This is a genomic window from Sulfitobacter sp. HNIBRBA3233, from assembly GCF_040149665.1.
Classification (GTDB): Bacteria; Pseudomonadota; Alphaproteobacteria; order Rhodobacterales; family Rhodobacteraceae; genus Sulfitobacter; species Sulfitobacter marinivivus.
Window position 1 is genome coordinate 1,336,080 of record NZ_JBEFLP010000001.1, and the last position, 26,409, is coordinate 1,362,488.

The 26,409-nt window shown below is 63.4% G+C and carries 23 protein-coding genes and 1 tRNA gene; 13 read left to right on the forward strand and 11 right to left on the reverse strand.

What is annotated here, in order from left to right; genetic code table 11:
- Positions 1-70 precede the first annotated feature (70 nt).
- The 4 genes from ABMC89_RS06405 to ABMC89_RS06420 form a co-directional block, all read right to left on the reverse strand.
- Positions 71-1,324, reverse strand: coding sequence for a sarcosine oxidase subunit beta family protein (locus ABMC89_RS06405; RefSeq protein ID WP_349566367.1), 1,254 nt, complete (start codon positions 1,322-1,324; stop codon positions 71-73).
- 132 nt (positions 1,325-1,456) lie between these two features.
- Positions 1,457-2,824 carry a pilus assembly protein TadG-related protein gene (locus ABMC89_RS06410; protein WP_349566369.1) on the reverse strand — a complete coding sequence of 456 codons (1,368 nt, stop codon included), beginning with the start codon at positions 2,822-2,824 and terminating at the stop codon, positions 1,457-1,459.
- 3 nt (positions 2,825-2,827) lie between these two features.
- Positions 2,828-3,280: a TadE/TadG family type IV pilus assembly protein gene (locus ABMC89_RS06415; protein ID WP_349566371.1), complete on the reverse strand. Its 453-nt coding sequence runs from the start codon at positions 3,278-3,280 to the stop codon at positions 2,828-2,830.
- A gap of 262 nt (positions 3,281-3,542) precedes the next feature.
- Entirely contained in the window at positions 3,543-4,976 is a 1,434-nt protein-coding gene (locus ABMC89_RS06420) for a Glu/Leu/Phe/Val family dehydrogenase (protein WP_349566373.1), read from the reverse strand.
- A gap of 200 nt (positions 4,977-5,176) precedes the next feature.
- On the opposite strand from ABMC89_RS06420, the gene ABMC89_RS06425 reads away from it, so the two are divergent.
- From ABMC89_RS06425 to ABMC89_RS06440, 4 genes are all read left to right on the forward strand, one after another.
- On the forward strand, positions 5,177-5,644 hold the full coding sequence (locus ABMC89_RS06425; RefSeq protein WP_349566375.1) for a YbaK/EbsC family protein: 468 nt from the start codon (positions 5,177-5,179) through the stop codon (positions 5,642-5,644).
- A 238-nt stretch (positions 5,645-5,882) separates the two neighbouring features.
- Entirely contained in the window at positions 5,883-7,307 is a 1,425-nt protein-coding gene (locus ABMC89_RS06430; protein ID WP_349566376.1) for a pilus assembly protein TadG-related protein, read from the forward strand.
- Positions 7,307-7,843 (forward strand): TadE/TadG family type IV pilus assembly protein, encoded by a 537-nt coding sequence (locus tag ABMC89_RS06435; RefSeq protein WP_349566378.1) that lies wholly within the window; start codon positions 7,307-7,309, stop codon positions 7,841-7,843. The genes ABMC89_RS06430 and ABMC89_RS06435 overlap by 1 nt, the downstream gene beginning before the upstream one ends.
- Positions 7,843-8,421 carry a TadE/TadG family type IV pilus assembly protein gene (locus ABMC89_RS06440; RefSeq protein WP_349566380.1) on the forward strand — a complete coding sequence of 193 codons (579 nt, stop codon included), beginning with the start codon at positions 7,843-7,845 and terminating at the stop codon, positions 8,419-8,421. Before ABMC89_RS06435 ends, ABMC89_RS06440 begins: the two co-directional genes overlap by 1 nt.
- 75 nt (positions 8,422-8,496) lie before the next feature.
- Here ABMC89_RS06440 and ABMC89_RS06445 read toward each other — a convergent pair whose 3' ends face one another.
- Both ABMC89_RS06445 and ABMC89_RS06450 read right to left on the reverse strand, forming a co-directional pair.
- Entirely contained in the window at positions 8,497-9,021 is a 525-nt protein-coding gene (locus ABMC89_RS06445; protein ID WP_349566382.1) for a hypothetical protein, read from the reverse strand.
- Positions 9,022-9,091: 70 nt separating this feature from the next.
- Positions 9,092-10,042: an NAD(P)-dependent oxidoreductase gene (locus ABMC89_RS06450; RefSeq protein WP_349566384.1), complete on the reverse strand. Its 951-nt coding sequence runs from the start codon at positions 10,040-10,042 to the stop codon at positions 9,092-9,094.
- A 256-nt stretch (positions 10,043-10,298) separates the two neighbouring features.
- Between ABMC89_RS06450 and ABMC89_RS06455 the strand changes: the two genes are divergently transcribed.
- Entirely contained in the window at positions 10,299-11,210 is a 912-nt protein-coding gene (locus tag ABMC89_RS06455; RefSeq protein ID WP_349566386.1) for a pirin family protein, read from the forward strand.
- A 12-nt stretch (positions 11,211-11,222) separates the two neighbouring features.
- On the opposite strand, the gene ABMC89_RS06460 is transcribed toward ABMC89_RS06455, so the two are convergent.
- Positions 11,223-11,810 (reverse strand): TetR/AcrR family transcriptional regulator, encoded by a 588-nt coding sequence (locus ABMC89_RS06460; protein WP_349566388.1) that lies wholly within the window; start codon positions 11,808-11,810, stop codon positions 11,223-11,225.
- Between the two features lie 78 nt (positions 11,811-11,888).
- Between ABMC89_RS06460 and ABMC89_RS06465 the strand changes: the two genes are divergently transcribed.
- From ABMC89_RS06465 to ABMC89_RS06495, 7 genes are all read left to right on the forward strand, one after another.
- Positions 11,889-12,185, forward strand: a complete 297-nt coding sequence (locus tag ABMC89_RS06465) for a hypothetical protein (protein ID WP_349566390.1) — start codon at positions 11,889-11,891, stop codon at positions 12,183-12,185.
- Positions 12,186-12,276: 91 nt separating this feature from the next.
- Complete coding sequence (locus ABMC89_RS06470) at positions 12,277-13,563, forward strand: homoserine dehydrogenase (RefSeq protein ID WP_349566392.1); 1,287 nt, start codon at positions 12,277-12,279, stop codon at positions 13,561-13,563.
- Between the two features lie 50 nt (positions 13,564-13,613).
- Positions 13,614-15,353: a single-stranded-DNA-specific exonuclease RecJ gene (gene recJ, locus ABMC89_RS06475; RefSeq protein WP_349566394.1), complete on the forward strand. Its 1,740-nt coding sequence runs from the start codon at positions 13,614-13,616 to the stop codon at positions 15,351-15,353.
- An 81-nt stretch (positions 15,354-15,434) separates the two neighbouring features.
- Positions 15,435-15,509 (forward strand) — tRNA-Glu (locus ABMC89_RS06480).
- Between the two features lie 859 nt (positions 15,510-16,368).
- Positions 16,369-17,031 carry a sugar transferase gene (locus ABMC89_RS06485; protein WP_439655656.1) on the forward strand — a complete coding sequence of 221 codons (663 nt, stop codon included), beginning with the start codon at positions 16,369-16,371 and terminating at the stop codon, positions 17,029-17,031.
- 45 nt (positions 17,032-17,076) lie between these two features.
- Positions 17,077-18,024 carry a CpsD/CapB family tyrosine-protein kinase gene (locus ABMC89_RS06490; protein WP_349566398.1) on the forward strand — a complete coding sequence of 316 codons (948 nt, stop codon included), beginning with the start codon at positions 17,077-17,079 and terminating at the stop codon, positions 18,022-18,024.
- A gap of 167 nt (positions 18,025-18,191) precedes the next feature.
- Complete coding sequence (locus ABMC89_RS06495) at positions 18,192-19,454, forward strand: GumC family protein (RefSeq protein ID WP_349566400.1); 1,263 nt, start codon at positions 18,192-18,194, stop codon at positions 19,452-19,454.
- A 16-nt stretch (positions 19,455-19,470) separates the two neighbouring features.
- Here ABMC89_RS06495 and ABMC89_RS06500 read toward each other — a convergent pair whose 3' ends face one another.
- A complete protein-coding gene (locus tag ABMC89_RS06500) occupies positions 19,471-20,811 on the reverse strand; it encodes an oligosaccharide flippase family protein (RefSeq protein ID WP_349568533.1) in 1,341 nt (446 codons plus the stop codon).
- 110 nt (positions 20,812-20,921) lie between these two features.
- Here ABMC89_RS06500 and ABMC89_RS06505 point away from each other — a divergent pair, with 110 nt between their 5' ends.
- Entirely contained in the window at positions 20,922-22,118 is a 1,197-nt protein-coding gene (locus tag ABMC89_RS06505) for a glycosyltransferase family 4 protein (RefSeq protein WP_349568535.1), read from the forward strand.
- Here ABMC89_RS06505 and ABMC89_RS06510 read toward each other — a convergent pair.
- Genes ABMC89_RS06510 through ABMC89_RS06520 form a run of 3 tightly spaced genes read right to left on the reverse strand, consistent with a single transcriptional unit; the run spans position 22,115 to position 26,408 of the window.
- Positions 22,115-22,951, reverse strand: coding sequence for a glycosyltransferase family 2 protein (locus ABMC89_RS06510; protein WP_349566402.1), 837 nt, complete (start codon positions 22,949-22,951; stop codon positions 22,115-22,117). The genes ABMC89_RS06505 and ABMC89_RS06510 overlap by 4 nt on opposite strands.
- Complete coding sequence (locus tag ABMC89_RS06515; RefSeq protein ID WP_349566404.1) at positions 22,948-25,461, reverse strand: hypothetical protein; 2,514 nt, start codon at positions 25,459-25,461, stop codon at positions 22,948-22,950. Before ABMC89_RS06515 ends, ABMC89_RS06510 begins: the two co-directional genes overlap by 4 nt.
- On the reverse strand, positions 25,458-26,408 hold the full coding sequence (locus tag ABMC89_RS06520) for a hypothetical protein (RefSeq protein WP_349566406.1): 951 nt from the start codon (positions 26,406-26,408) through the stop codon (positions 25,458-25,460). Before ABMC89_RS06520 ends, ABMC89_RS06515 begins: the two co-directional genes overlap by 4 nt.
- Position 26,409: the final 1 nt, after the last annotated feature.

Genomic DNA, 26,409 nt, shown 5'->3' on the forward strand with positions numbered 1-26,409 from the left:
CGCCCGCAGGCCGCAACGGCCTGTCTCCATTTTGCCCCTAAACTCAATCCCGCAGCCCGCTCCGGGCGCCTCAGTGGAGGTTGTGTTGCGCACCTGTGCCCTCCTCGTCCATCAGGCCGCGCCCGGTCCTGAACCGGTCGAGCCGGAACTTCGCCGCCGCCGCGTGGTGCTCCCCGGTCGCCATCAGATGCGCAAAGGCATCGCCAGAGCCCGGCACCGCCTTGAAGCCGCCGTAGCACCAGCCGCAATTGAGAAAGAGCCCCTCGGTCCCGGTCTTGTCGATGATAGGAGAGCCATCGGGCGTCATGTCCATGATACCGCCCCAGGACCGCAGGACCTTGGCCTTGCCGATCATCGGCATCAGTGTCATGCTCGCTTCCATCACATGCTCGACCATCGGCAAATTCCCCCGCGCGGCGTAGGAGGCATAGAAATCCAGATCCCCGCCAAAGACCAGCCCGCCCTTGTCGGACTGGCTGATATAGAAATGTCCCATCCCGAAGCTGATGACGTTGTCGATGCAGGGCTTCAACCCTTCGGTGACAAAGGCCTGCAGCACGTGGCTTTCGATGGGCAGGCGCATGCCCGCCATGGCCGCCACCTGCCCCGAGCGGCCCGCAACGACGATGCCGACCTTGCGCGCCCGGATCGCGCCACGGGTGGTCTGAACCCCGGTGACGCGCCTGCCCTCGATATCGATACCGGTGACTTCGCAGTTCTGGATCAGGTCCACACCTCGGTCGGACGCCCCGCGCGCATAGCCCCACGCCACGGCATCGTGGCGCGCGGTCCCTCCGCGGCGTTGCAACAACCCGCCGTAGATCGGAAACCTGGTATTTTCGAAATCGAGGTAGGGCGCGATGCGGCGCACGCCCTCGCGGTCCAGCAGTTCCGCATCATCGCCCTGCCCGCGGATCGCATTGCCCCGCCGCGCAAAGGCATCCCGCTGGCCGTCGGAATGGCACAGCATCATGACCCCGCGCTGCGACAGCATGGCGTTGTAGTTCAGCTCGCGCTCCAACCCTTCCCAAAGCTTCAGCGAATGTGAATAGAACTGCGAATTGCCGTCGAGAAAGTAGTTCGCCCGCACGATGGTCGTGTTACGCCCGATATTGCCGCCACCGAGATAGCCTTTCTCCAGCACGGCGATGTTGCGCATGCCGTGCGTCTTGGCGAGGTAATAGGCCGTCGCCAGCCCGTGCCCGCCGCCGCCGATGATGACCGCGTCATATTCCGCCTTTGGCGTGGCATCGCGCCAGTGCGGGCCCCAGCCCCTGTTTCCCGTCAGCCCTTCGCGCAACAGACGCCATCCAGAAAAGCGCATTGCAGATCCCTTTGTGCAGCTGCGTCCACTTAGACAGAACTGCACGGGCCGCACAATCGCGCCAAGGGATTTGGCCGGGGATAATCGCGAAAGGATTGTCTCGCGGAAACGGATGCCGCCCGCTGATGCGCCCTAGCGGATCATGCGGAAGTAATCGGCGCGATAGGCATTCTCGAGCCCGCTGCCGTTGCAGAACCCCATGACCGAGTTGCTGGTGCCGTCGATGCGCCCCTTGGCGATCAGGCTCGCACCCAGCACACCGCTGGCGTCCGCCGCGAAAGTGATATCCCCCAACGCGAGGATCTGGCCGCCGAAAATGCTCAGACCGGCCGCCACGTTGAAACCGCCCATCGTCATCAGAACCGATCCGCCCCCGTCCAGACAGTTGTCCTGCCGGCCCAGCATGAAGCCAGACGGCGAATTGAACGAATTAGCGCCGGTGTGGGTGGTCGCGATCAGGGTGTCTTCCAGAATCGCGTCCTTGGCGAATTTCACCTCGCAATCGGTGATCAGCGCGATGTTCCAGTAGGTTCCCTTGTCCAGCGTCACCTTGCCACTGCCGCCGCAGCGCAGCGCATTGACGACACCGGTCTCGAAATTCTCGGGCAGAAGGGTGCTGGCATAGGGCAGGTTGTGGACGTAGCTGTTATACTCGCCGCCCAGCAGGGTGCCGTCGCCGAAGCTGCCAGGCTTGCGGCGCGGGAAGGAGGCCGGATCGGCCGTCCACAGCCCGTCGATGATGTCGGGCAGTTTGGCAAGCAGGCGCATCCGGTAGGACCCGCTGCGCAGGGCCGCTTCCAGACCGTCGTTACGCTCATAGCCGGATTTGGGCATGTCCAGGTCGTCGGTATCAGGCATCGACACGACGGTCCCCGGCTCGAAGATGTTGTTCGAGTTCACGCTGACGTGGGAGTTCGAGTGGATGCAGAACCCGTCGCGGAATTCGTTGTTGGACTGGATGTCGACGACATCTTCGGCGACGAAACCTTCGGTGAAACACGGGGGGAAATAGGTCGTGTAGACCGCAGAGGTCCGGATATCGAATCGCCCGTAACCGATCAGGCCCAGCAACAGGTTGCGCGCGCCGTTGCCACGGCTTTCTTCAAGGTTCGCAAGCACCTGTACGGCCGTCCGGCTGTTCTCGTCCTTGGTGAACTCGTAGGTCTCGTTGTTCCAGACGCCGAACTCGACATCGGTCTTGTTGGTGATCTTGTTGAAATACCCATTGGCAAGGATCGCGTCGATCGAACGCAGCGCGGCATCGCGGGCTTCTTCGACCGAACCGTCACTGCGCACGTAAAGGGCTGCGTGCGCCGCTGTGTCGGCGGCGGCCTGCAACTGCGCGCGCTCGGACACGGATTTGCTGAAGTCGATCGCGACCCCACCGAGGGTGAGAAAAATCAGGAGAAACGACAGGCTGAGGATACTCGCCGTGCCCTTCTCACCGTTGATGAAACCTCGGGGCGATCCGTCACGTGCTGGGATGTGCTGCTGTTTCATGGCTCAGAACTCGATGATCTGCTGGGCGACGAAGCCGATCGTGACATCGTCGAAGTAGCCCCGCATCAGGCTCATGGGCATCAGGTGGATGGCGGGAGCGGTCACTTCCGTCACGATGAAACCGTCGCGGATCGCGCTGTTCACGCTCAAGGCCGCTCTGGTGTAGGCGAACTGCGCCTTGATGTAATTCTCGACATCCGTTGTCGCGTCCATCCGGCCCAGCGAATAGGCGCGGTTGCCGTCCTGTGCGACGCGCAGCATCTGTGATTTCGTGAAGAACATCATCGAAAGGTTCAGGATGATCGCGAACACGACCATGTATATGGGAAACCAGATGACGGCCTCGACCGTCTGACTTCCATCCTCATTTCCCCGAAACTCTCGAACTTTCGAGGTTATCCGCTGCCAGCCGGATTTCGACCGGTCAGCAGACGCGCCAAATCCAAAGTTGAACATGGAGTATTTCCTTCATTTCCAACCTTTAAATGGCAGGATCACCACGGCGGCAGCGGGCCCTAAGTAAGGTATTTTCCCGACAATTATGAATTTCGGTGGAAAATTTTATTGATACCTCAACGTCCATTCACAAAATTATTATATTTCAATTATTTAACAACCTTCAGGCGCGATGTAGACGCTGCGTCACCCTGCGTGAAAGACAAAAGCGCCGCGGTGAGAACACCGCGGCGCCGCAATCTAGACCCAGTTGCGCCGTCGGTCAGAGGCCTTTCGCGTGGTAGCTTGCCGCGACCTTGCCGATTGCCGTCAGATAGGCTGCGGTGCGCAGGTCGGTCACATCCTCGCGCCCGTGCCAGACCTGTGCCATGGAATCGTATGCCAGCCGCATCGTGTCATCCAGACCCGAGCGGACAAGCTCCATCTCCCCCGCTCCTTTGAGGTATTTTTCCTTGAAATCGGGGCTCAGCGTCCAGTTGATCGAGGTGTCGCGGCTGATCCGTTCCAGTTCGTCCACGATCAGCTGGTGACGCGATTCCTCCTGGCGGCGCTGCATCCGCCCGAAGCGGATATGGCTGAGGTTCTTGACCCATTCGAAATAGGACACCGTGACGCCGCCGGCGTTGGCATACATGTCGGGAATGATGACGGTCTTCTTGTCCCGCAGGATTTCATCCGCCCCCGCCGTCACGGGCCCGTTCGCGGCCTCGATGATCAGCTTGGCCTTGATGCGGTTTGCGTTGCTAAGGTTGATGACCCCCTCGAGCGCCGCAGGGATCAGGATATCGCATTCGCGCTCCAGCAGATTCTCGCCGTGTTCAAAGAACTGGCCCCCGGAAAACCCCTCGGGAGTGCCGTGTTCGGTGATGTATTGCTTCAGCTCCTCGATATCGATGCCGTCGTCGTTCCAGATCGCGCCATTGTATTCGATCACACAGACAACCGGCGCGCCGTCCTCTTCGCTGAGGAACTTGGCGGCGTGGTAGCCGACGTTGCCCAGCCCCTGCACGATCACGCGCTTGCCATCGAGCGTGCCTTTCATGTTGGCTTTCTTGACGCCTTCATCGTCGCGGAAGAACGCCCGAAGCGCGTATTGCACCCCGCGACCGGTGGCTTCCGTGCGCCCCTGGATACCGCCCGCGTTGATCGGTTTGCCTGTCACACAGGCCGCGCCGTTGATATCGGTGGTGTGCATCCGCTTGTACTGGTCGGCGATCCACGCCATCTCGCGCTCTCCGGTGCCCATGTCCGGTGCGGGGACGTTCTGGGCGGGGTTGATCAGATCGCGCTTGATCAGCTCATAGGCGAAGCGGCGGGTGATCATCTCCATCTCGTGCTCTTCGTATTCACGCGGGTCGACGCACAGCCCGCCCTTCGATCCGCCAAAGGGCGCTTCGACCAATGCGCATTTGTACGTCATCAGCGCGGCCAGCGCTTCGACCTCGTCCTGATTGACGCCCAGCGAGAACCGGATACCGCCCTTGACCGGCTCCATATGTTCGGAATGGACGGACCGGTAGCCGGTGAATGTCTTGATCTCCCCGCGCAGGCGGACACCGAAACGGACCGTGTAGGTTGCGTTGCAGACCCGGATCTTTTCTTCAAGCCCGGGCCTGAGATCCATCAGTCGCACCGCGCGATTGAACATCAGGTCGACGCTCTCGCGAAAACTCGGTTCGTTGGAAGGTTGGGACATTACATGCGCCTTTTTGTAGAAATGAAGAAACGTGGGCCTTGTTGCGTGCCGGGGAAGGCCGCCACCCTGACCCTAATCTGACTGCCACAGATTGCCAGATTTTTAATCATTTTATGAACGCCCCCGCAAAGCTATGGTCGCGTCCGTTGCATTCGGCACAGCCTCTGACAGACTGCAGCAGGCGATGAAGGAGCACGGCGATGGGAAAGAGCGTCAAACGGGTGCAGGAGGCCGCGAAGGTGCTTGGCCTCGGTATCGAGATCGTGACGCTAGACCGCAATACCCGCACCGCCGAGGAAGCCGCAGAGGCCTGCGACTGCGACGTCGGCCAGATCGCCAAATCGATGATTTTCGAAGGGGCACGCAGCGGATCGCTTGTCCTTGTCCTCGTGAGCGGCGCGCACCGGCTGGACATGTCCCACGCCGCCGAGATCTTCGGAGAGGAACTGGTCCGCGCCGATCCCAGCCGCGTGCGCCGCGACACGGGATTTGCCATCGGCGGCGTGGCCCCCATCGGGCATCTGTGCGAATTGCCCGTCTGGATGGACACTGCCCTGCTGGATTTCGGCACCGTATGGGCGGCAGGCGGCGCGCCCAACACGGTGTTCGAGGTCGCGCCACAGGATCTGCGCAATGCGACCGGCGCGCGGAGTTTCGTCGCCCATTAACCTTGACGACTCACAGGTTCACACTGCCGCCCAGTTTGGGCCCGCAGCGGGCGCCCTTTGTTAACACGCTGGAAACACTCGCGGTGAAACACAGTCCATTGTTCAGAATATTCCTTTAAAATTGGAAGCTTAGGCAATTTTCTGCCCCATTTTAGCCAAAGTCCTGCGGCATAACCATCGGTCATAACAGCCATTTTGCGCGCTCTGGCAGGGCGTCTTGGCCTGAGAGGTAATGCGAATGTCAAATTTGTTTTCAACGACCCGTATTCCGGTCGGATTGACGCGCTCGAACAGCGCGCGGATGCGCCGCTATACCAAAGAAGAAGATGGTATGGTCACCATCTTCGCCTGTTTTACACTGCTGATGATGCTGCTGGTCTGCGGTATCGCCATTGACATGATGCGCAACGAGATGGAGCGCGTGCGCATCCAGAACACCGCCGACCGCGCGGTTCTCGCTGCTGCGGATCTCGATCAGACGCTGGATCCGCAGACCGTCGTGAACGACTATTTCGCAAAAGCCGGCATTCCCGACCGCTCCAACGGCGTGAAGGTGAGCGAAGGTCTGAATTTCCGGACTGTCTCGGTCAACTCCGACTCCGTGACGCCGACCAACTTCATGCGCCTGTTGGGCATCAACGAATTGCCGCTGCGCAGCCGGTCCGAGGCCGAGGAGCGCGTCACCAACGTGGAAATCTCGCTTGTGCTCGATATCTCCGGGTCCATGGGCCAGGGCGACAAGATGCCCCAGCTGCGCGACGCCGCGCGGGAATTCGTCGATACGGTGATCCGCCCCGAAACGCAGGATCTGGTTTCGCTCTCGCTCATCCCCTACTCCGAGCACGTCAGCGCCGGACCGGCCCTGTTGAGCAAGTTCAACGTAAACTACAACAACCCCTATTCGCACTGCATGGAGTTCGATTCATCGGACTTCACCTCGACGCGGCTGCGGCGCGACAAGACCTACAAGCAGGTGCAGCATTTCCAGTGGGGTTACGATGGCTACAGCAACGACGTCTCGACACCCGTCTGCCCGAACGGAACCTACGAGGACATCACGCCACTCAGCCAGGACGCAAACAGCCTGAAGTTCCAGATCGGTCAATTGGTCCCACGCGGGTCGACATCAATCTTTGCGGGGATGAAATGGGCCTCCGGCCTGCTGGATCCCGATTTCAACGAGATCACGCAGCAACTGGTCACTGAAAACCGGGTCGACCCGATCTTCTCGTCGCGGCCTGCATCCTTCTCGGACTCCGAGACGCTGAAAACCGTGATCCTGATGACGGACGGCAAGAACCACTATTCGTACCGGATCAGCGACTCCTATTACGCCAACTCTAGCCATGCGTCGCACTGGGCGCGGTACAACCTGCATTGGTATCTCAACAACTACGTGCATCCCTACTATCACAACAGCTTCCGCTACATGAAATACACGCCCTCCATCGGGAACGACCTTCTCGACAGCGTGTGTGATGCAGTGAAGGCAAAGAACATCGTCATCTGGTCCATCGGTTTCGAAGTCGACGACTACGGTGCCAGCGTGATGAGAGACTGCGCATCCTCGCCCAGCCACTTCTTCCGTGTCGAGGGCGTCGAAATCTCTGACGCATTCAAGGCGATTGCCCGCCAGATCAACCAGCTGAGGCTCACACAATGATGACCCGTCTGAAAAAGCGGCTCCGCATCTTCCGCAAGAACGAAGATGGCATGATCATCGCGCTCGAATTCGTGATCATGGCGCCGCTGATCTTCTCCTTCTTCTTCTTCGGTCTGGAGATGGGGATCTACAGCGTCCGGCAGATGCTTCTGGACCGCGGCCTCGAGGTGACCACCCGTCAGGTCCGTCTGAATACCGGCATGGTATTCGATCACGACGACCTCAAGCGGGCGATCTGCCAGAACGCCGGGAACCTTCCGGACTGCAACACCGTGCTGCGTCTCGAGATGGTGTCGATGGACCCGCGCAACTTCACCGGTCTGCCGGCAAGCCCCGACTGCCCCGACGTTTCGGAGCCCGCAACACCGGTACGCGGCTGGTCGCTGGGTCAGCCCCACGAACTGATGATCCTGCGGGCCTGCTACAAGTTCACACCGGTCTTCCCGATGACCGGTCTGGGCCAGGATTTCCGCAAGGACGGCGGGGGTAAGGTCGCCATGACGTCGATCAGCGCCTTTGTACAGGAGCCAAGATAATGTTCACACTTAACCTCAAATCTTTCCTGCGAGGGGACTTCCTGCGCAAGGAGGATGGCGCCATCGCGCTGGAAACCGTGATCATCATCCCGATCATGTTCTGGGCCTACATGTCCGCCCTTTCGATCTTCGATGCGTTCCGGCAGTATTCGATGCACCAGAAAGGCGCGTATACGATCAGCGACATGATCTCTCGCGAGACGGTGCCAATCGATGCGAATTATCTTGCAGGTGCGCACCGGCTGTTCGACACGCTGACACGGTCGCCGCAGGACAGCACCATCCGGGTTTCCGTGGTCTACTGGGACGCACGCAACGAACGTATCGATCTCGACTGGTCGCAATCGACCGGACGTTCCTCCCCGCTGACCGCCAGCACCGTGCGCGGTTGGGGCGACCGCCTGCCGAACATGGTGGATGGCGAGCGGCTGATCATCGTGGAAACGTCGGCCTTCTACAGCCCGCCCTTCCGCACCGGCCTCGAAAACCGCGAGATCCAGAACTTCATCTTCACCCGTCCGCGTTATGCGCCGCAGGTCCTGTGGGATGATGGGTCGGATACCGCCCCGGGCGTCTGACGGACCCCGGATACACGAAACGAAACAGAAAGGCCCCGGATGGTATCACCGTCCGGGGCCTTTTTCGGTTCGCAGTCAGTCCTGCGGGGGCTCTGCCGCCATCTCGCGCCGGGCCAGCATGACGGCGATGATTTCTGACATCACCTTGGTCTGGCTGCCCGGTGTCATGCCCCCGATGCCGATGCGGCGGCCCAGCCGCCACCACAGGCCCGGACGCCATGTGCGCTGCGCGCCCGCACGGGTCCGCAGCAGAAATCCGTTCGACGGTTTGAACGCAAAAAACCCACGGTCCATCCCGTCGATCTCCTCGACCCGCGCGATCAGCGTGCCGTCGCTGTCGCGCAGTTCCGTCTCGGTCAGTTCGATACGGCTGGCAGTGGCGCGGCGCATCATGTCGGCCATCCAGATCGCCGCCGCGCCAAGGACCAGCAGGAACACCCGCCAGACCGGTTCGGGCGAAGAGCTGAGCGCGAGGTAGATGACCATCACGCCCAGAAGCCCCAGCGACGTGATGCCCAGCACACGGCGACCGGGCGAGGCCTGCACAACGGCCAGCACCTCCGTGCGCGGGTCCGCTGCGGTATGATCCGGATCTGTCATGGCAATCTCCCTTTGCGCAGACCCCTAGCGGCACAAAGGTCCTGCGGCAAGGCTCCGCAGACCCGCGCGTTCAGCCGATCCGCGCCGGGCGGACTTCGTAGCCACGCTCTTCCGGCTCGTCATCCACCAGTTCCTGCGGAAAGCCGTCCGCTAGAATGCGCAGACCGGTCGCCTCTTCGAGGCGTTCGATCATGCGGTCCGACTGCGCGCGGATCCCGAAACGGCGCTGGCCGTCGGTCATCATCTCGATCATCAGCGGCGAAATTTCGAGCGGCACACCGGCGTCGTCGGCGAGCTTCTGGAACAGGCCGATGTCCTTCTGGATCAGGTCCATGGTGAAATTGACGTCGCGCGATCCGGACAGGATCAGCTGGCTTTCCGTCTCGTGGACGAAACTGGTACCCGATGACATGGCTATCGCCTCGTAGGTCATGGCCAGATCCATGCCCTGCGCCTTCATCACCGTCAGCGCCTCGCAGAGGGTCAGCAGATTGGCAGTGGCAAGATAATTGGTCATCACCTTCAACGTGCTGGCCACCCCGATCCCGCCCACGTGAAGGATACGGCGGCCCATATGCGTCAGCACGGGCAGGACACGCTCGAAGGTGGCGCGATCGCAGCCCGCATAGATGCTGATGTTTCCGGTATCCGCACGGTGGCATCCGCCAGACACGGGGCAATCGACGGCCTTCCCGCCTGCTTCGGCAACCTCCTGGGCAAGGCGCTTGATCTCTTCGGGATCGGTCGTGGACATTTCGACCCAGATCTTGCCCTCCCCGACATGGGGCAGCATCTGCGCGACGACCGCCGCCGACGCGACGGGGCTGGGCAGACAGGTGATCACGATATCGCAGTCCTGCATCATTTGCGCGGGGCTTTGGCCGCTTTTGGCCCCTGCCGCGATCTTGGCCGCCACCAGCCCCGCGTCCAGATCGTGCACGCGCAGCGCGATCCCGTTGCGCAGCAGGCTTCCCGCCAGCTTTCCGCCGACATTGCCGAGGCCGATAAATCCGATTTCCATTCCTGTCTCCCGATTGCCTGCCCTCAGGCTTGACCGGCCAGAACGACAGGTCGCGCCTGAATGCGACCTCTGACGAAATCGGCGGCTCTGCCCAACCGGATGCCACGGATACCCGCGCCCCGCCTGTTGGTGACACACGGACCGACGGATGCGCGACGCTAGTGCGTATTGATGCACAATGCCGGTGCGCCAGCGGGACTTGCACCGGGGGCCCCTCTTGCCTACCTCCTCTGTACACCAGTCAGGAGATGCCAAAATGTCCCTCAGACCCACGATCGAAACCCGCCGCGCAATCCCTACACTGGAAGGCGCAGGCGTGAAATTGCACCGCGCTTTCGGCTTTCAGGATCCCAGCGAGCTGGACCCCTTCCTGTTGTTCGACGATTTCCGCAACGAGCGCCCGCAGGATTTCGAAAAAGGCTTCCCCTGGCACCCGCACCGCGGCATCGAGACGATCACATATGTCCTCGAAGGCACGGTCGAGCATTCGGACAGTCTGGGCAACACCGGCACGCTGGGCGCGGGTGACGTGCAGTGGATGACCGCCGGATCGGGCATCCTGCACCAGGAAATGCCGCAGGGAAACACGCGCGGGGCCATGCACGGCTTCCAGCTGTGGGGCAACCTGCCGTCGAGCCAGAAGATGACCGCGCCACGCTATCAGGACGTGACATCGGACGCGATTCCAGAAGTAATCGACGACGACGGCGTGAAGGTGCGTGTCATTACCGGTGAATTCTGGGGCAAGCGCGGCCCCGTCGATGGAATCGCCGCCGATCCGCAGTATCTGGATGTCACCGTGCCGGCAGGCGTGAAGAAAACCTTCCGCATCGACACCTATCGCCGCGCCTTTGCCTATATCTTCCAGGGTGCGGGCGCGTTCGTTGACGCCAGCCGCCCTTCCGGCATCCTGCTGGAAAAGGAAGTCGCGGGCGAAGAGCTGAACATCCGCGACATGTCGGGCGACCGCACGCTTGTCCGCTTTGGCACCGGGGACGAGATCACCGTGCAGGCGGGCCCCGAGGGGATGCGGTTCCTGCTGATTTCCGGCGCGCCCATCGAAGAGCCCGTGGCGTGGCACGGCCCCATCGTGATGAATACCCGCGCCGAGCTGATGCAGGCGATGCAGGAGCTAAACAACGGGACATTCATCAAACCAGCACACTGATGTGCAGTAGCGTCAGGCGGCCCCCACCGCCCGACGCACCATTTCGCCGTATTGCGACGTCACCTGATCCAGTGACAGCCGCCCGCCCTCGCGGAACCACGTATTCACCCCGGTCAACATGGCGATGATGGCAAGGGTCGCGATCTTCGTGTCGGTCACCCGAAATGCCCCGCTTTGCACGCCCGCGCGCAGGATCTGCTCGAGCCCGTCCTCATAGGTCCGGCGCAGCGCCTCGATCCGTGCGAAATTCTCGGCGCTGAGATTGCGCAGTTCCATATAGGCGATGAACACCGCATCGGGCCGCGCCGCATGAAAGCGGATATGAAACGACACGAATGCGTCCAGCCTCTCCGACGGCGGCGCTTTCGGGTCGTCCTCGACCGCGGCCAGCAGATCCTGAAGATGGCTCTCCATCAGATCGAAAAGCAATGTCTGCTTGTCGGGTGTGTAGTTATAGAGCGCGCCGGCCTGCACGCCGACCTCGGCCGCGATGGCGCGCATGGACACGGCCGCATAGCCGCCTTCGGCAAAGAGCCGCTGCGCGACCTCTCGCACTCTGGGGCCAGTGATATCGGAATGGGAACCTGCTGTGCGCGCCATGGGGCAATTATCTGAACGCCCGTTCAAAAGTAAAGGCCGTGCTTGCGCGCCCGCCCCGCGCTGGTGCAGAACAGTGCCATGAGATCGCAGCACCTCTTCCTTGCGTTATGCCTGGCCCTGCCGCTGGTGGCCGGATGCACGACCTTTCCCGCGCTCGACCGCACCATCACCCCCGCGCTAGAGGCCGCCCCCTACCCCGAGCTTGTGCCACTGGGGCCGGTTCTGGCGCGCGCGCAGGCCGAGGGAGTGGCGCCAGAGCGGGCGAATGCCGCGCTCGACCGCCGGATCGCCGCTTTGCGCGCCCGTGCTGCGGGGCTGCGCGGCTCCGTTCTCAGCGGTCGCGAGCGGCAGCGTCTGGCGCAGGGTCTGCAATAGCCGCTCTTGACGGTCGACGATGCGTTGCGCGGGCCTGCGGATCGCGATACATCGCCCGACAACAGATTTCTCGCAGGAAGGACCGCCATCCATGTCACAGCCTCTTCGCCTCGGAATTGCGGGTTTGGGTACCGTCGGAGTGGGCGTCGTGCAGATACTGCGCAAGCAGGCGAAGCTGCTGCAGGCGCGCACGGGACGCGAGATCGTGATCTCAGCGGTCAGCGCCCGGGACCGCACAAAGGACCGCGGCGTGACCCTGTCGTCCTACGCCTGGGAAGACGACCCCGTAGCGCTGGCCAAACGCGACGATGTTGACGTTTTCGTCGAACTTATCGGCGGCGAGGACGGCCCCGCGAAAGACGCCTGCGAAGCGGCGCTTGCGCTTGGCAAGGATGTGGTCACGGCGAACAAGGCGATGCTGGCCATGCACGGCCAGTCCCTCGCCGAAACGGCAGAAGAGCGCGGCTGCGTCATCAAGTACGAAGCCGCGGTCGCGGGCGGTATTCCGGTGATCAAGACCCTGTCAGAAGCCTTGGCGGGCAACGAGATCACCCGCGTCATGGGCGTGATGAACGGATCGTGCAACTATATGCTGACCCGCATGGAAGACGCGGGCCTGACCTATGCCGAAGTCTTTGCCGAGGCCGACGGTCTGGGGTATCTCGAGGCCGATCCGCAGCTTGACGTGGGCGGCATCGATGCGGCGCACAAGCTGGCGATCCTGTCCTCGCTGGCCTTTGGCACCAAGGTGAACTTCGCGGGCATCGAACTGGAGGGGATCGAGCGCGTCTCGATCGAGGACATCACCGCCGCCGCCGACATGGGCTACAAGATCAAGCTGCTGGGCGTGGCGCAGATGACCGGTCGCGGCCTCGAGCAGCGTATGCAGCCCTGCCTTGTCCCCGAAACGTCGCCGCTGGGCCAGCTTCAGGGGGGCACGAACATGATCGTCCTCGAGGGCGATTCCGTGGGCCAGATCGTGCTGCGCGGCCCGGGCGCCGGTGCAGGACCGACCGCCTCCGCCGTGCTGAGCGATATCTGCGATATCGCGCGCGGTGTGCGCGGCCCCGTATTCGGTCAGGCGGCGACAAAGCTGGAGGACGCGACACCGGCGCTGAGCAAACGCCCCGCCGCCTACTACCTGCGCATGGCGCTCAAGGACAAACCGGGCGCATTGGCCAAGGTGGCGGCAGTGCTGGGCGAAGCAGGTGTCTCCATCGACCGCATGCGCCAGTACGCCCACGCGGACGACCACGCGCCCGTCCTGATCGTGACGCACAAGATCACCCGTTCCGATCTGGACCACGCGCTGTCGGCCATGGCGACGACGAATGTGGTCGCCGCCGACCCCGTCGCCCTGCGCATCGAAGAGGTCTGACCGGCGGCGGCGCGGCCGTTGCCCACCCTACCCGGAAAGAGGCGAATTTGATGAGCTTTCTTGGCGTCGAGGCATCACTGACGGGGCGGCGCTGGGTCGGACCGGGCGTGGAAGTCTCCCGCGCTGCCGAGGCGCTGCACCAACAGAGCGGGCTGCCCATGCCGGTCTGTCAGGTTCTCGCCCGGCGCGGCGTCCCCGCCGAAGAAGCGCAATCGTTTCTCGCCCCGTCCTTGCGCGATCTGCTGCCCGATCCGCGCAGCCTGCGCGACATGGAACGCGCGGCAGAGCGGTTTCTGGCTGCGGTCCGAAACCGCGAGCGGATCGCGATATTCGCCGATTATGACGTGGACGGAGGCAGTTCCGCCGCCCTGCTGATCATCTGGCTGCGTGAGATGGGCGCGCGGGCAACGCTCTATGTGCCCGACCGGATTGACGAAGGCTACGGCCCCAACGACGAGGCGATGTCCGCACTCGCCGCCGAGCACGATCTGATCATCTGCGTCGATTGCGGCACCCTGTCCCACGGGCCGATCGCGGCGGCCAAGGGTGCGGATGTGATCGTGCTGGATCACCATCTTGCGGGCGAAACCCTGCCAGAGTGCTGTGCGGTCGTGAACCCCAACCGGCAGGACGAGGACGGCGCGCTTGCGCATCTGTGCGCAGCGGCGGTGGTGTTCCTGATGCTGGTCGAAGCAGGACGGCAACTGCGCGCGGCGGGCACCAAGGGCCCGGACCTGATGGCGCTTCTCGATCTGGTGGCGCTGGCGACCGTTGCCGATGTGGCGTCGCTTTCGGGGGTCAACCGTGCCTTCGTGCGTCAGGGCCTGCGTGTAATGGCCCGGCGCGAACGGCCCGGCCTTGCCGCGCTGGCCGATGTGGCACGAATGGATACCACGCCCGCAGCCTATCACCTTGGCTTTCTTCTGGGCCCTCGCATCAACGCAGGCGGGCGCGTGGGCAAGGCGGACCTCGGCGCGCGCCTGCTGGCCACCGATGATCCGCACGAAGCCGCCGCGCTGGCCGAGCGGCTGGACACACTCAACAGCGAACGCCGCGAAGTGGAAAACGCGGTGCGCGCCGCCGCACTGGCGCAGGCCGAAGAGCGCGGCTTTGACCGCCCGTTGGTCTGGGCGGCGGGCGCGGGCTGGCATCCCGGCGTGGTTGGCATCGTCGCCTCGCGCCTGAAAGAAGCGTCCGGCCGCCCCGCAATCGTGATCGGCCTCGAAGACGGCATCGGCAAGGGGTCCGGCCGCTCGGTCAGCGGAATCGACCTCGGCGCCCCGATCCAGAGGCTGGCGCGCGAGGGGCTGTTGGTAAAGGGCGGCGGCCACAAGATGGCGGCGGGGCTGACGGTCGACGAGGCAAAACTCGACGCCGCGATGGCACGGCTGTCCGAATTGCTGGAGAAACAGGGCGCACATCTGCTGGGCCCTTCCGATCTTCGGGTAGAGGGGCTGTTGATGCCCGGTGCCGCCAGCGTCGAGTTGACCGAGCAGATCGAGGCCGCAGGCCCATTCGGCGCCGGTGCCGCCGCGCCCCGCTATGTTTTTTCCGACATGCGCCTTTTCTCTGCCCGCCGCGTCGGGGAAAGCCATCTCAAGATCAGCTTTGGCGACGGGATTGGCCCCAAGCTCGATGCGATCTGCTTCGGCGCCTTCGATACCGCCCTCGGACCGGCGCTGGAATCGCACGGCGGCGCACGGTTTCACCTTGCCGGGCGGCTCGACATCAACACGTGGCAGGGCCGGCAAAGCGTGCAGCTGCGGCTCGAAGACGCAGCTCCTGTCTGACGAAAAGAAATTCTGAAAAAACCGCAAAAAGCTTCTTGCGCCCGCCGGTCGGATTATTTAGAGAAGCGCTCACGACAGAGTGGCCCGTTCGTCTATCGGTTAGGACGTCAGGTTTTCAACCTGAAAAGAGGGGTTCGACTCCCCTACGGGCTGCCACTTCTCTCCAGACCATTTCGCCTTATCCGTGAAACGCCTGAAGCGTATACTCTCCCCAAATACATCCAACGCAGAGCTGATCGGCCCGACCCGAAGGTCAAGCCCGCTCACGCCCTACCTATGCTTTCCAACAGATCGTTCGGGAACGCGGGAAAGCCGTGAGTGGATCCGCAGGCACGGCAACGGCTGTCGATGAAGTGACGCAGTTGCGGGGAAAATTCCACGGTAGCGGCGAAACGCCGGTATCGGATGACGGGCGAGTTGGCCTCCGCCGGTGCGGGCACTGGCGATTATTCATCTCTGTGGAAATGACGCTGCGTCAACGATCCTCCGGATGCGCTGCGACTGTCTGACTTCAATTGACAATTTGGCCGAAATAAGGCATCAAAAAGAACAGCTTGATGTTCCTTTTCTAGCGATCTTTACGCGCTGAGTATTCCCCAAAAAACAAACCAAGCCTTTGAAACTATAGAAAATGTAAAACGTGCCTTGCGTATGGGCCGGAACGGTCGAAACAGTTTGTTTCGAAAATTCCCCCTCAATTGTGACCAAATTCTGTTATTCAGAAGGCGTGGCAGAGGCAGCGCTCGCATCTGCAACATTCTCCCGGACCAGAGGACCGGAACGAACGAGAAGAACGGCGTCTCATGTGAGGCGCCGAAAAGTAACGAGTTGGCCGCCTGATCCCGACTGCCATCAGGAAACAGCGGCTTTTTGAGTATGGCGCACCCGTTGGTGTGACCGAGTAAAAGCAGAGCCCCGGGGGGTTTGAGAAATGATGAAGTCCGATCCGGACCAGACAGGTTTCGTCGTGAGCCGCGCACTGTCTTTGCCGCTTGACCTGGAGGGCCGCCTTGCAATGGTGCGCACTGCCGAAGCCCTGCTCGAACCTGTCGGACAAGCCGGGCGGGCGTCTGCCTACCGTCTTTTCGGCAAGCGCGTTTTCGAGACGGTTCTGGTCCTTCTTGCGCTGCCGTTCTTCGTGCCTGTCATGGCGCTGTGCGCCATCGCCTTGTGGCTGGAGGGCGGCAATCCTTTCTACCGTCAGATCCGGCTGGGCCGGGGGGGCGATCGTTTCGCGATCCTCAAACTGCGCACGATGACACGCGATGCCGATGCGGTTCTGGAACAGTATCTGGCCGCGAACCCGGAAATGCGCCGCGAATGGGACGAGAAGCAAAAGCTTATCAACGATCCGCGTGTGACGCGGATCGGATCGATCCTGCGCAAGACGTCTCTGGACGAGCTGCCGCAGCTGTGGAACGTGCTGACCGGCGAGATGAGCCTGATCGGCCCGCGCCCCATGATGCCCGACCAGCTGCCGATGTACGGCGACCCGACCCATTATTTCGCGCTGCGCCCCGGCATCACCGGTCTGTGGCAGGTGTCGGCCCGCAACGAAAACAGTTTTGGCTACCGCAACGAGGTCGACGCCGCCTACAGCCGCAGCCTGTCGCTGCGCAATGACATTGTCCTGATCTTCAAAACCGTGTGGGTGATGGCCCGCCGCACCGGATGTTGATGGCCCGATCTTTGATAAACCCCTTGCATTGCCTATATTCCGGTTATGCCCAAGACCCGAAAGCCTGAGCCCATGAAGGACACCTTCACATCTTCGCTGTCACAGGCGACGGACAGGATGCTGCCCTCTGACGGCAGCTTTACGCGGCCGCGCCGGTTTTCCGACCTGGCAGAATCCGACTTGGCAGAAGAGGTCACGGATGCAGATATCGTGATCGAGGATCTGGCAGAGCCCTTTCCGAGCCCCGCAACAACGCGCGGCCGTGCCCTGCCACAGGTTCAGACCGATCTGTGGCCCCTGCTGCACCAGCAGGAACCGGGCAAGGACCAGCATATTCTGCCCGGAAGCCAGGCCGAGGAGGATTTCCGCGAAACTGACGTATCGCGGGCCTTCGATCTGCTTCGCACGCGGTTGCGCCAGACGGTCAAGCAGCACGGCTGGACCAATATCGGTGTGGTATCGCCCACCGGCGGATGCGGAAACACCTTCACCGCCGCCAATCTTGCGGCCAGCCTTGCGCGGATCCCGTCCTCGCGGATCGTGCTGATGGATATGAACATGCGCGCGCCCGGCCTTGCAGCGGCGCTGGACATGGATGCGTCGGCGGCGGCGGACCTGTGCGATTTTCTGGCCGGTGACGTGGCGATCAGCGACTACCTCTTGCGCGCGTCGGACAGTCTTGCGGTTGGCCTGAACGCCCAGGTCCAGCCCGATGCCGCGGAGATCCTTCAGGATCCAGCGACACTGGACAGCATTGCGCATATGCAGTCGGCGCTGAAGCCCGACATGGTCATCTACGACCTGCCGCCCCTGCTCTGCCACGACGACGCGTCGGCGTTCCTGCCCCAACTCGACGGCGTGTTGCTGGTGTCGGACGGGACGCAGACCATGGCAAAACACCTCAAGGAATGCGAACGTATCCTCGAAGGCCAGACCGCGCTGCTCGGCGTCATCCTGAACCGCGCGCGTGCGTCGAGCATTGAACGTTTCTAGGCGTCTGTTGCCGCTTTGTCGCGGTTGTGGTTTGCAGTCATAGTATCGCCTGATTTCCACGGTATCCGCCCATTCTGCCGCACGGACGCAGATCCGTAGAACGGCAAGGGCAGGACGGAGCGAGGCACCTTATGGGTCCGATTTACACATGGCAGGATTTCCTGGACATGATCCGGCGTCGGCTGGGTCTGATCGCGTTCGTGGTTATCGCGGGATGTATCGCGTCGCTCTATTGGGCGTCCAGCTATGTGCATGTCTACAGATCGTCCGAGGTTATTCAGGTCGAACAGCCTAAGATCGACGACGAACTGGCCCCCTCGACCGTGGGCGCCTCTTCGGCGCGGCGCCTGCAACTGATCGAACAGAAGCTGATGGCGCGCGCAAACCTTCAGAACATGATCGACAAATACGGCCTGTTCTCCAACCTCGAAGCGCTGCGCCCCAGTGAAAAGGTCAATCTGCTGCGGCAATCGGTTTCGATCACCGGCGTGGCTGCCGCGCGCGAGGGATTTGCCGACGATGGCACCATTTCGGTCCTGACCATCACGGTCGATCTTGAGGATCCGGTCATCGCCCGTGATGTGGCCCATGACTTCGCCGAAAGAACCCGCGCGCTGATGCGCGAACAGCGTCAGGAACAGACCGCCGCCACCCTTGCCTTTTTCGAACGGCAGGAAGAACAGATCCTCACGGCACTCGCAGCCCTCGAAAACGAGATCGAAACCTTCCGCAAGGACAACGACATCACCGTCGAGGGCGGGCTGCAATTTCGCCTGACCGAGATCGGCCAGCTCAACGAAAGCATTCTGGAACTCGACCGCGGGATCATCGCGGCCCAGCTTGCGCGCACGCAAATCGACCGCAGCGCGCGCCAGTCCACGATCGAACGCGCCGAGCGTGATATCGACACGCAGCTTGCCACGCTGACAGAACAGCGCAGCCTTCTGACCGAACGCCGCGACGCGCTGCGCGCCAGCGTCCAGAGCTCGCCCGAAACGCAGCGACAGCTTGACGCCTTCGAGCGCCGCCGCGAGCAGCTTCAGGCGCAGCTCGAAACGATCTCGGCGCGTCGGAGCGACGCCGAAGTAGGCGCGACGCTGGAAGCGGCATCGCAGGGCGAGCGGCTGACGACGCTGGAAGAGGCGCAGGTGCCCGATTATCCGATCACCATGAGCCGCAAGAAGCGCGCGATACTGGGCGGCGGCGCATCTGTGGCGCTGGCGATCATGCTGGCGTGGCTGCTGGAATTGCGCCGCCCCGTGATCCGCTCTGCCCGCCAGATGGAGCGGGAGACCGGCGTGACGCCGGTGGTATCCATCCCCGAACTCGAAGCGAAATTCGGCAGTTCGAAATGGCGCCAGCGCCGCGAGAAGCGCCGTGCGGCAGGCAAGGCCGGACGCGCAGCGCGCATCGCCCGGCAGACGTCCTAGACCGCCGTCAAGTCCATCAAGGCATCAACAGCACCAGGGCGTCGCGGTTGATCCACAGCGCCAGCGCAATCAGGGCCGCACCCGCGCCCGCGGCAACCGCGTCATGGCGCATGTCCCAGACGCCGTGGCACCGCGCGAGCCAGATCACCGCCGCATGCGTCACGACCTGGGCGATCCCGATCCCCACAATCGCGCCCACGATTCCGTAGGCGCTGACACCGGCGATCAGCAGCGAAACCTGAAGCACCGCCCGCACGGCCGTTAGAACAAAGAACCGTCTGGAATCGCCAGCGGCAAGGGCGGCCTGATCGTAGGTAATTCCGATCACCTGAGGCACCAAGGCGACGGCCAGCAGCGTGACGATCCCCCCCGCCTGCGCATAGCGCGCATCGTAGAGCACATCGACGAGCCAGGGGCCGAAGATCGCCATCCCCGCCAGCAAGGCGATGATCCCCCCGCTCAACCCGTATCTGAGCCGCGCGATCTTGGCCCGCTGCTCCTTGGCGTCGCGGTAGACCGGGATCATCACCCGGCCCGTCACCGCAGAGCCGAGGAGCAGCGGAAAGCTCGCAAGGAAATACCCGATGTTGTAGATGCCCAGACTTTCGAGGCTCAGGAACTTGCCCAGAACGGCCTTGTCGCCCTGGCTGGCGAAGAACCAGCAGACGGTGCTCATGAAGATCCACTTCCCGAAACTGACCAGTTCGCGCACCGCGGCAGGCTCCCAGCGAAAGCGGTTGGCCTGCCCCGGCAGGAACGCCCAAGTCAGCACCAGCTTTGCCAGTGCCGAGATCACGCCACCCACCACCAGTGCTGCCACCGATTGCCAGACCAGTGCCAGCCCGATCATCGCTGCGATGCCTATAGCCTGCGACAGAAGGTCAAGCACCGTGAGGCGGCCCATCAGAAGATGCCTGTGCGCGGTTTCGATACGGGTCGGGTTGAAGCCCGCGATCACCAGCATCAGTGCAGCGACCGGCAGATAGACCTGCAAGTCCGGCGCATCGTAGAACCACGCCATCGGCACGGCCAGCGCCACCGCGATCCCCCACAGGATGATCCCGCGGATCACCTGTATAGACCACGCGGTGTTCAGGAAGTCTGGATCGTCACCGCGCTTGCTCTGGGCGATGGAGGGCGCGATGCCCACGTCCGAGAACAGCGTCAGCCCCACCGTCACAAGGCTGATCAGCGCCATCAGGCCGAAGGCTTCGGGAAACAAAAGCCGCGTCAGGATCAGGTTCGACGCCAGCCGCAGGATCTGGCTGCCGCCATAGCCCAACACGATCCATGCCCCGCTGCGCATCACCCGCGCCATCAGCGCGCCACCACGCAGACGCTGCAAAAGACCATTCATTTGCCGCATTGTTCTCCGGATCAGACCCTAAGTCCTACCTAGCCGCCGAACCGCAGTTGTGCCAGCATCCACAGCACTTGCACGAAGGCCGTGACTGGAAGGACACGACGTTGAACCTCGCCTATATCCTCAACAGCTACCCGCAGCCTTCGCACAGTTTCATCCGTCGCGAGATCCGCAGCCTCGAACGTCAGGGCCACAGCGTGACCCGCCTTGCCATGCGCGCGGGCGATGCGCCGCTGGTGGACACGCAGGATGTGGAGGAGGCCGCCGCCACCACATATGTGCTCAAGGCGGGCGGCCTGGCCCTGCTGCGGTCGGTGGTGCAGCGCCTTTCGGCGGATCCGCGGGGTTTCGGCAAAGCGCTGGGTCTGGCCCTGTCGTGCGGCAAACGTTCCGAAGCGGGGATAGTGAAACACCTGATCTATCTGGCCGAGGCCGCTCATGTGGCGCAGATCTGCGCTGCCGCAGGGGTGACGCACGCGCACGCGCATTTCGGCACGAACGCGGCCGCCGTCGCGATGCTGTGCAATGCGCTGGGCGGCCCGTCCTACAGTTTCACCGTCCACGGTCCCGAAGAATACGACGCGCCCCGCGCCCTGTCGCTGGGCGAAAAGGTCACCCGCTCGAAATTCACGGTGGCGATCAGCAGTTTCGGTCGCAGCCAACTGGCGCGCTGGGCGGGGCCCGCGCATTGGGACAGGATCGAGGTCGTCCATTGCGGGATCGACCCTGCCCGCTTTCCCGATCCCTCTCCGTTGCCGGAGGGCCCGCCGCGTTTCGTGGCCATCGGGCGGTTCGTCGAACAGAAAGGCCAGTTGATCGCGCTGGACGCGCTGGAGGCGTTGAACCGCGCGGTCCCCGGCGCCCATCTGACCCTGATCGGGGACGGCGAAATGCGCCCCGAGATCGAGGCCCGTATCGACGCGCTGGGCCTGACGGCGCAGGTCACCCTGACCGGCTGGGTGGACGAGGCGCGCATCCTCGAAGAACTCGGCGCCGCGCATGCGCTCTTGATGCCCAGTTTTGCCGAAGGGCTTCCGATGGTGATCATGGAGGCGATGGCTGCGGGTCGGCTGGTCATCGCGACCTATATCGCGGGCATCCCCGAGCTTGTGCAGACGGGCGAAACGGGCTGGCTCGTTCCCGCCGGAGACGCCGCAGCGCTTGCTACGGCGATGCAGGAGCTGGCCGATCTGGCCCCGGCCAGACGCGACGAAATGGCCAAAGCGGCGCGCGCCCGCGCCCTCGCCCGTCACGACATCGACCGCGAGGCCGCCAAGCTTGCCGCGCTGATGGCCCGCTAGCGTCCGCGCGCCCAGCGCTCTTCGCCCGGTCTGGGCAAGCGAACGGCGAGGGCCACCACTGCAAAGGCTGCAAATCCGAGCGGGTCGCGCAACGCGCGCCGCCACAGCGGCACCTGATCGGGTGCGGGCGCATCGTGATTGGCCCAGAGCGCCGGAAACAGCGCCTTGACCTCGGCCACACCGATGTCCTGACGCCTACGCACCCGCACCAGCGGACCGAAGCCCTCGATCATCGGCCAGTCGTAGCGCGCGGGAACGCTGTGGCGCTCGCCCGGCCTGAACTGAAGCCGGACAAAGGTGTCGTCCGAAATAATGTCGGGAAACGCGCCCCAGCGCTGGCGCCCCGCCGCATTCACCGCAAAGACGCCAAAGCCCGGCACACCGTGGGTCAGAAACGGGATGCCCACCCAAAAGCGGGTATAGACAGCCGAAAACCCGCCGTCGCTGACCGTTACGTTGGGGATACCGCTGGCATAGCGCGGCGCGTCACTGTCCAGAACCTGCGCAAGCTGCGCAAGCAGCGGCGGGCTCACCACCACATCGGCGTCGATGAAGGCCTTCGCGCCGTAGGTGGCCGCGGTGTCTCCTGCATTGAGCGCCCCGATCTTGCCTCCCTCCGGCAGATCGATCACCCGCAGAGCCCATCCCCGGGTCTCTGCCCGGCCGGCATAGCCGCGCGCGATTTCTGCGGTGGCGTCGGTGCAGCCGTTCGCCATCACGATCACTTCGACAGCGGCGCCGGTGTCTTCGCTTGACAGCAGCGCCTCGAGGCACGGTTCGATGTATCCCACTTCGTTATGCGCGGGGATCAGGACAGACAGATCGACGGTCATTGTGCGGCCACCAGCGCGTCCCAGCGCGGATTGGCATCGTCCAGATGCCGAAGCGTGCCCCAACTGCCCCATTTCGTCGGCGCGTAGACATCCGCGTAGGCGTTGAACAGCCGCCCGCCCACCTCGCGCCATCCCGTCAGCAACGCGGCATAGAGCGCGCCCATTTCCGGGGAGTAGTTGAAGTGGTGAAAGAATTCCGTCAGGCGGGCGTCATCGACCTGCGGTCCGATACCCACAACGTGGGTGCCGCCCTCGTACATTATCAATTCCAGGCCCTCGCGGGCGGCCACGGCGGCGTGGTAGGGCCAGACCCGGCTGACCAGATCGTCCACGGTATCGATGTTCTGCCCGCTGACCGATCCGTTGCTCAGCTCCTGCGCAGCCAGCGTGCTGGCATAGTCGTGGCGCGTGGCCGTGATGGCGTCCGCGCGTGCCTGACCTGTCAGGCCCTGCGCATCGGCGCGGCGCGTCGCGCGAGCAAGGCTTTCGTCCAGCCAGCCGTGCATCTCGTCGCGCCGCGCCTCCAGCCCCAGAACACCGCCGAAATACCCCGTTACGGCATAGGCATCGAACGACAGCGCGGGGCGCGCCCGGCCTTCTGCCACGACAAGCGGCGCCTCCAGAATGGTCTCCTCCAGTCCCAGCCAGCCTGTCTGCGTCGAGATCACATTGACCAGCCTGTCCCTCTGGCCTGCGAATGCGTCCGAAAACATCTCGGCGATCTCGGCCGCGCGCAGAGCGTAGAATTGCGTGCCCGTCTCGGCCTGCTGCCACCGCGCTTCGGCTTGTTCCTGTGCCCAGCGGGCCTGCGCGAACTGGAAGTTCCAGACTTCGTTGGAATACTCCACATAGGCCCGCCGTGATGGCGGCAGCTCCTCCGCAACCATTCTGGCGAACGCGCGGACATACCCGTCGTCGGCGAGGTGCGGAATGTTGAACCACGGATCGGCCTCCAGCTGCGCCACGAGATCGAGCATGACTTCGAGCGGCACTCCCTTCACCGCCCAGCTTGCATCCTCGCGCCTGGGCCTGTCGCCCCATGCGGACTGGGTGGAATCATTGGTATCCATCCAGTCCATGAAGCGCAGGGCGTCAAACCCTTCCATCCGGCGCAGCCAGTCCGGATTGAAGACGGCACCGCCTTGCCAAAGCGCGAGCCTGTCCTCGCGCACCACGCTGATCCGGCGCACCGGGTCGCTGGCCGAAGTCCGCTGGATGCGGATCTCGACCGGACCGGGCCCGGGGGTATAGTCGAACCGCACCTCGTTCGTTCCGTAACGGATATTCGTGGCGCGGCCCAAAGGCTCTACGATGCCCTTGCCCTCGAACCGCAGCACATAGCGGCCCGCAAGCGATTGCGCCTGTGGTGGCATGTCAGTCAGGATCAGCGTGCCGACCGATGCCGCGTCTCGCGGCAAGGTGGTGACCCACCCGTCGGCGTCGATATGCCCTCCGGCCACCAGCGCGTCATGGTCGATCCCCCCGAACTGCCCGGCGCGGTGCCCGATCCACGGGCGCGCGGTTTTCATCACGTCGAGGAACGGCTGCTGCGTGCTCCAGTCGGTGACCGGTGCCAAGCCGATGGCAACCGGGCCGGCACCCGCCGAGGCCCCTTGAACGGCAGCCGGTTGTGCGCCCTGCCCCGCAGGCGGTGCGCGCGGCTGGCGCGGCTGCGCCTTCACCGCAGCCGGTGCATCGGCCAGCGTACGGCCCCGGTACTGCTGGACGGTGTCGCGGGCTACGGCTTGAAGGCTGGCGGCAAGGGCGGCATCCGGCGTGTCGAACGCTGCGCCGAACCGGTCCTTGACTTCATGCGGCAGGCCGACCGGATCAGCCCCCGTGAGGGTCGCGAACTGCACCATCGAGACAAAATAATGGCCGATGTCGTTCAGGTGGATGTCGTCGGCAAACACATCCTCGATGCTATCCAAACTGGGAATATCCCCCGAAGCGATCGCATCTGACAGCGCCCCAAGGCCCTGACCTGCGGGGATCAGCTGGACCTGATCCATCCCCGCGCCCGCGCCGCTGCGCAACTGCGCCACGATCTGCTCCCACTCGGAGAGGTCGGTTTGCAGGCGCACGCGCCATTGTTGATCCGCCCCGTCGTCGTATTCGACCTCTGCACCGGTGCCGCTCTTTAGGCTGTGCCAACCTTCCTGAACGAAGATCCGGGCCTCGGGATTTGCACCCAGCGCCAGTCCGGCAAAGGCCTGTGCGTAGACTTCGGTCTCGCTCCAGCGAAGGTGGTTTGCCAGCGGGATCGCCTCGGTCAGGATCAGGTCCGTCACGCCGCCGCGCGGCAGGATGCGGCGCGCATCGATGCCTTCGGCGGCGGCTGAATTGTCCCAGTTGTACTTCAGCGGTGCGCCGTTGATGATCTGCGCCTGCACCGTGGCCTCGGCCGCACGGGGCTGAAGGGCTGCTTGCAGCATGTCCGGTCCGGTTTTGCCGAACAGGCTGTGGCCGATCATCACGACCGACAGGACCGCACTGGCCAGATCCATCATGCGGCAACCCCTGTAAAGGCCGTTGCGCGGACCACATCCCAGACAATGCGCTGCATCACCTCAGCCGCGGCGGGATCAGGTGCCAGCGCGGGCGTGCCATCCGCGCGCGACAGGCTGTGCGGCAGACCCAGAGGGCTGGCATGGTAGAGGACCGCGTAATGGGTCAGCGCAACAAGGTATGCCCCCAGATCGCCAAGGTGGATGGTATCCACCTCTCCTTCCGGCGTGCGGGCGAAAAGCGCGTCGCGGTCCGGCACATTCCCGACGCCGCCCGCGGCCTCGACCCTGCGGACGAAAGCCGCGAGCACCTGACCGGCTGGTATCAGATGGATGGCCGCGCCGGTGTCGGCGACGGCCGGAAGCGACAGCTGCCGCAGCCACAGGTCATCCAGATCGCTGTCGATCCGTGACAACCACCCGTCCGGATCGTCCGTCCGGTGCCAAGTCTCGTAGAGGTAAAGCTTTATGTCCGGTCGCCCCTGTCGGGCCAATGCCGCCCAGTTGGCCAGATAATCGGCGCTGTCGTGGTAGTGGATCGCATCGCGCAGCTCGACCATCTCGGTCATCACCAGCGCCTCGAAAGCACCGCTTTGCAGCGCTTCGCGCGCAGGCAGAAACCTTGGGTGGTCGTTTTCAACCTCGAATCCGTTGATCGCCACATCGGGATACCAATGCGCGCGCAGGCTGGTCCCCCATCCCAGCTGGCTGGCGTAGTCATGGCCTGCGGGCGCGAGTTGCGCCAGCATCGCGGGCATATCGCGCCCGACTAGCGAATGGCCGAGGTGAAAGACCGACATCCCACCCTCCGGCGCCGCAAGCGACTGGTCCAGAAGTGCTGCGGCCTCGTCAAGCCTGCCGGCGCGCCACAGCGCTTGGCCCGCAAGCCCCGCCCCGGCGGCCAGCCCTGCGCCTCCTGCCAGCAAAAGGGCCTTGCGCCGCGAATACATG

Bases quoted from the DNA above. Each gene is read 5' to 3' on its own strand.
- ABMC89_RS06430 (WP_349566376.1), top strand. From the start codon at position 5,883: ATGTCAAATTTGTTTTCAACGACCCGTATTCCGGTCGGATTGACGCGC.
- ABMC89_RS06425 (WP_349566375.1), top strand. From the start codon at position 5,177: ATGGGAAAGAGCGTCAAACGGGTGCAGGAGGCCGCGAAGGTGCTTGGC.
- ABMC89_RS06470 (WP_349566392.1), top strand. From the start codon at position 12,277: ATGTCACAGCCTCTTCGCCTCGGAATTGCGGGTTTGGGTACCGTCGGA.
- ABMC89_RS06520 (WP_349566406.1), bottom strand. From the start codon at position 26,408: ATGTATTCGCGGCGCAAGGCCCTTTTGCTGGCAGGAGGCGCAGGGCTG.
- ABMC89_RS06495 (WP_349566400.1), top strand. From the start codon at position 18,192: ATGATCCGGCGTCGGCTGGGTCTGATCGCGTTCGTGGTTATCGCGGGA.
- ABMC89_RS06435 (WP_349566378.1), top strand. From the start codon at position 7,307: ATGACCCGTCTGAAAAAGCGGCTCCGCATCTTCCGCAAGAACGAAGAT.
- ABMC89_RS06490 (WP_349566398.1), top strand. From the start codon at position 17,077: ATGCCCAAGACCCGAAAGCCTGAGCCCATGAAGGACACCTTCACATCT.
- ABMC89_RS06510 (WP_349566402.1), bottom strand. From the start codon at position 22,951: ATGACCGTCGATCTGTCTGTCCTGATCCCCGCGCATAACGAAGTGGGA.
- ABMC89_RS06445 (WP_349566382.1), bottom strand. From the start codon at position 9,021: ATGACAGATCCGGATCATACCGCAGCGGACCCGCGCACGGAGGTGCTG.
- ABMC89_RS06500 (WP_349568533.1), bottom strand. From the start codon at position 20,811: ATGAATGGTCTTTTGCAGCGTCTGCGTGGTGGCGCGCTGATGGCGCGG.
- ABMC89_RS06410 (WP_349566369.1), bottom strand. From the start codon at position 2,824: ATGAAACAGCAGCACATCCCAGCACGTGACGGATCGCCCCGAGGTTTC.
- ABMC89_RS06455 (WP_349566386.1), top strand. From the start codon at position 10,299: ATGTCCCTCAGACCCACGATCGAAACCCGCCGCGCAATCCCTACACTG.
- ABMC89_RS06420 (WP_349566373.1), bottom strand. From the start codon at position 4,976: ATGTCCCAACCTTCCAACGAACCGAGTTTTCGCGAGAGCGTCGACCTG.
- ABMC89_RS06450 (WP_349566384.1), bottom strand. From the start codon at position 10,042: ATGGAAATCGGATTTATCGGCCTCGGCAATGTCGGCGGAAAGCTGGCG.
- recJ (WP_349566394.1), top strand. From the start codon at position 13,614: ATGAGCTTTCTTGGCGTCGAGGCATCACTGACGGGGCGGCGCTGGGTC.
- ABMC89_RS06515 (WP_349566404.1), bottom strand. From the start codon at position 25,461: ATGATGGATCTGGCCAGTGCGGTCCTGTCGGTCGTGATGATCGGCCAC.
- ABMC89_RS06440 (WP_349566380.1), top strand. From the start codon at position 7,843: ATGTTCACACTTAACCTCAAATCTTTCCTGCGAGGGGACTTCCTGCGC.
- ABMC89_RS06465 (WP_349566390.1), top strand. From the start codon at position 11,889: ATGAGATCGCAGCACCTCTTCCTTGCGTTATGCCTGGCCCTGCCGCTG.
- ABMC89_RS06415 (WP_349566371.1), bottom strand. From the start codon at position 3,280: ATGTTCAACTTTGGATTTGGCGCGTCTGCTGACCGGTCGAAATCCGGC.
- ABMC89_RS06460 (WP_349566388.1), bottom strand. From the start codon at position 11,810: ATGGCGCGCACAGCAGGTTCCCATTCCGATATCACTGGCCCCAGAGTG.
- ABMC89_RS06405 (WP_349566367.1), bottom strand. From the start codon at position 1,324: ATGCGCTTTTCTGGATGGCGTCTGTTGCGCGAAGGGCTGACGGGAAAC.
- ABMC89_RS06485 (WP_439655656.1), top strand. From the start codon at position 16,369: ATGGTGCGCACTGCCGAAGCCCTGCTCGAACCTGTCGGACAAGCCGGG.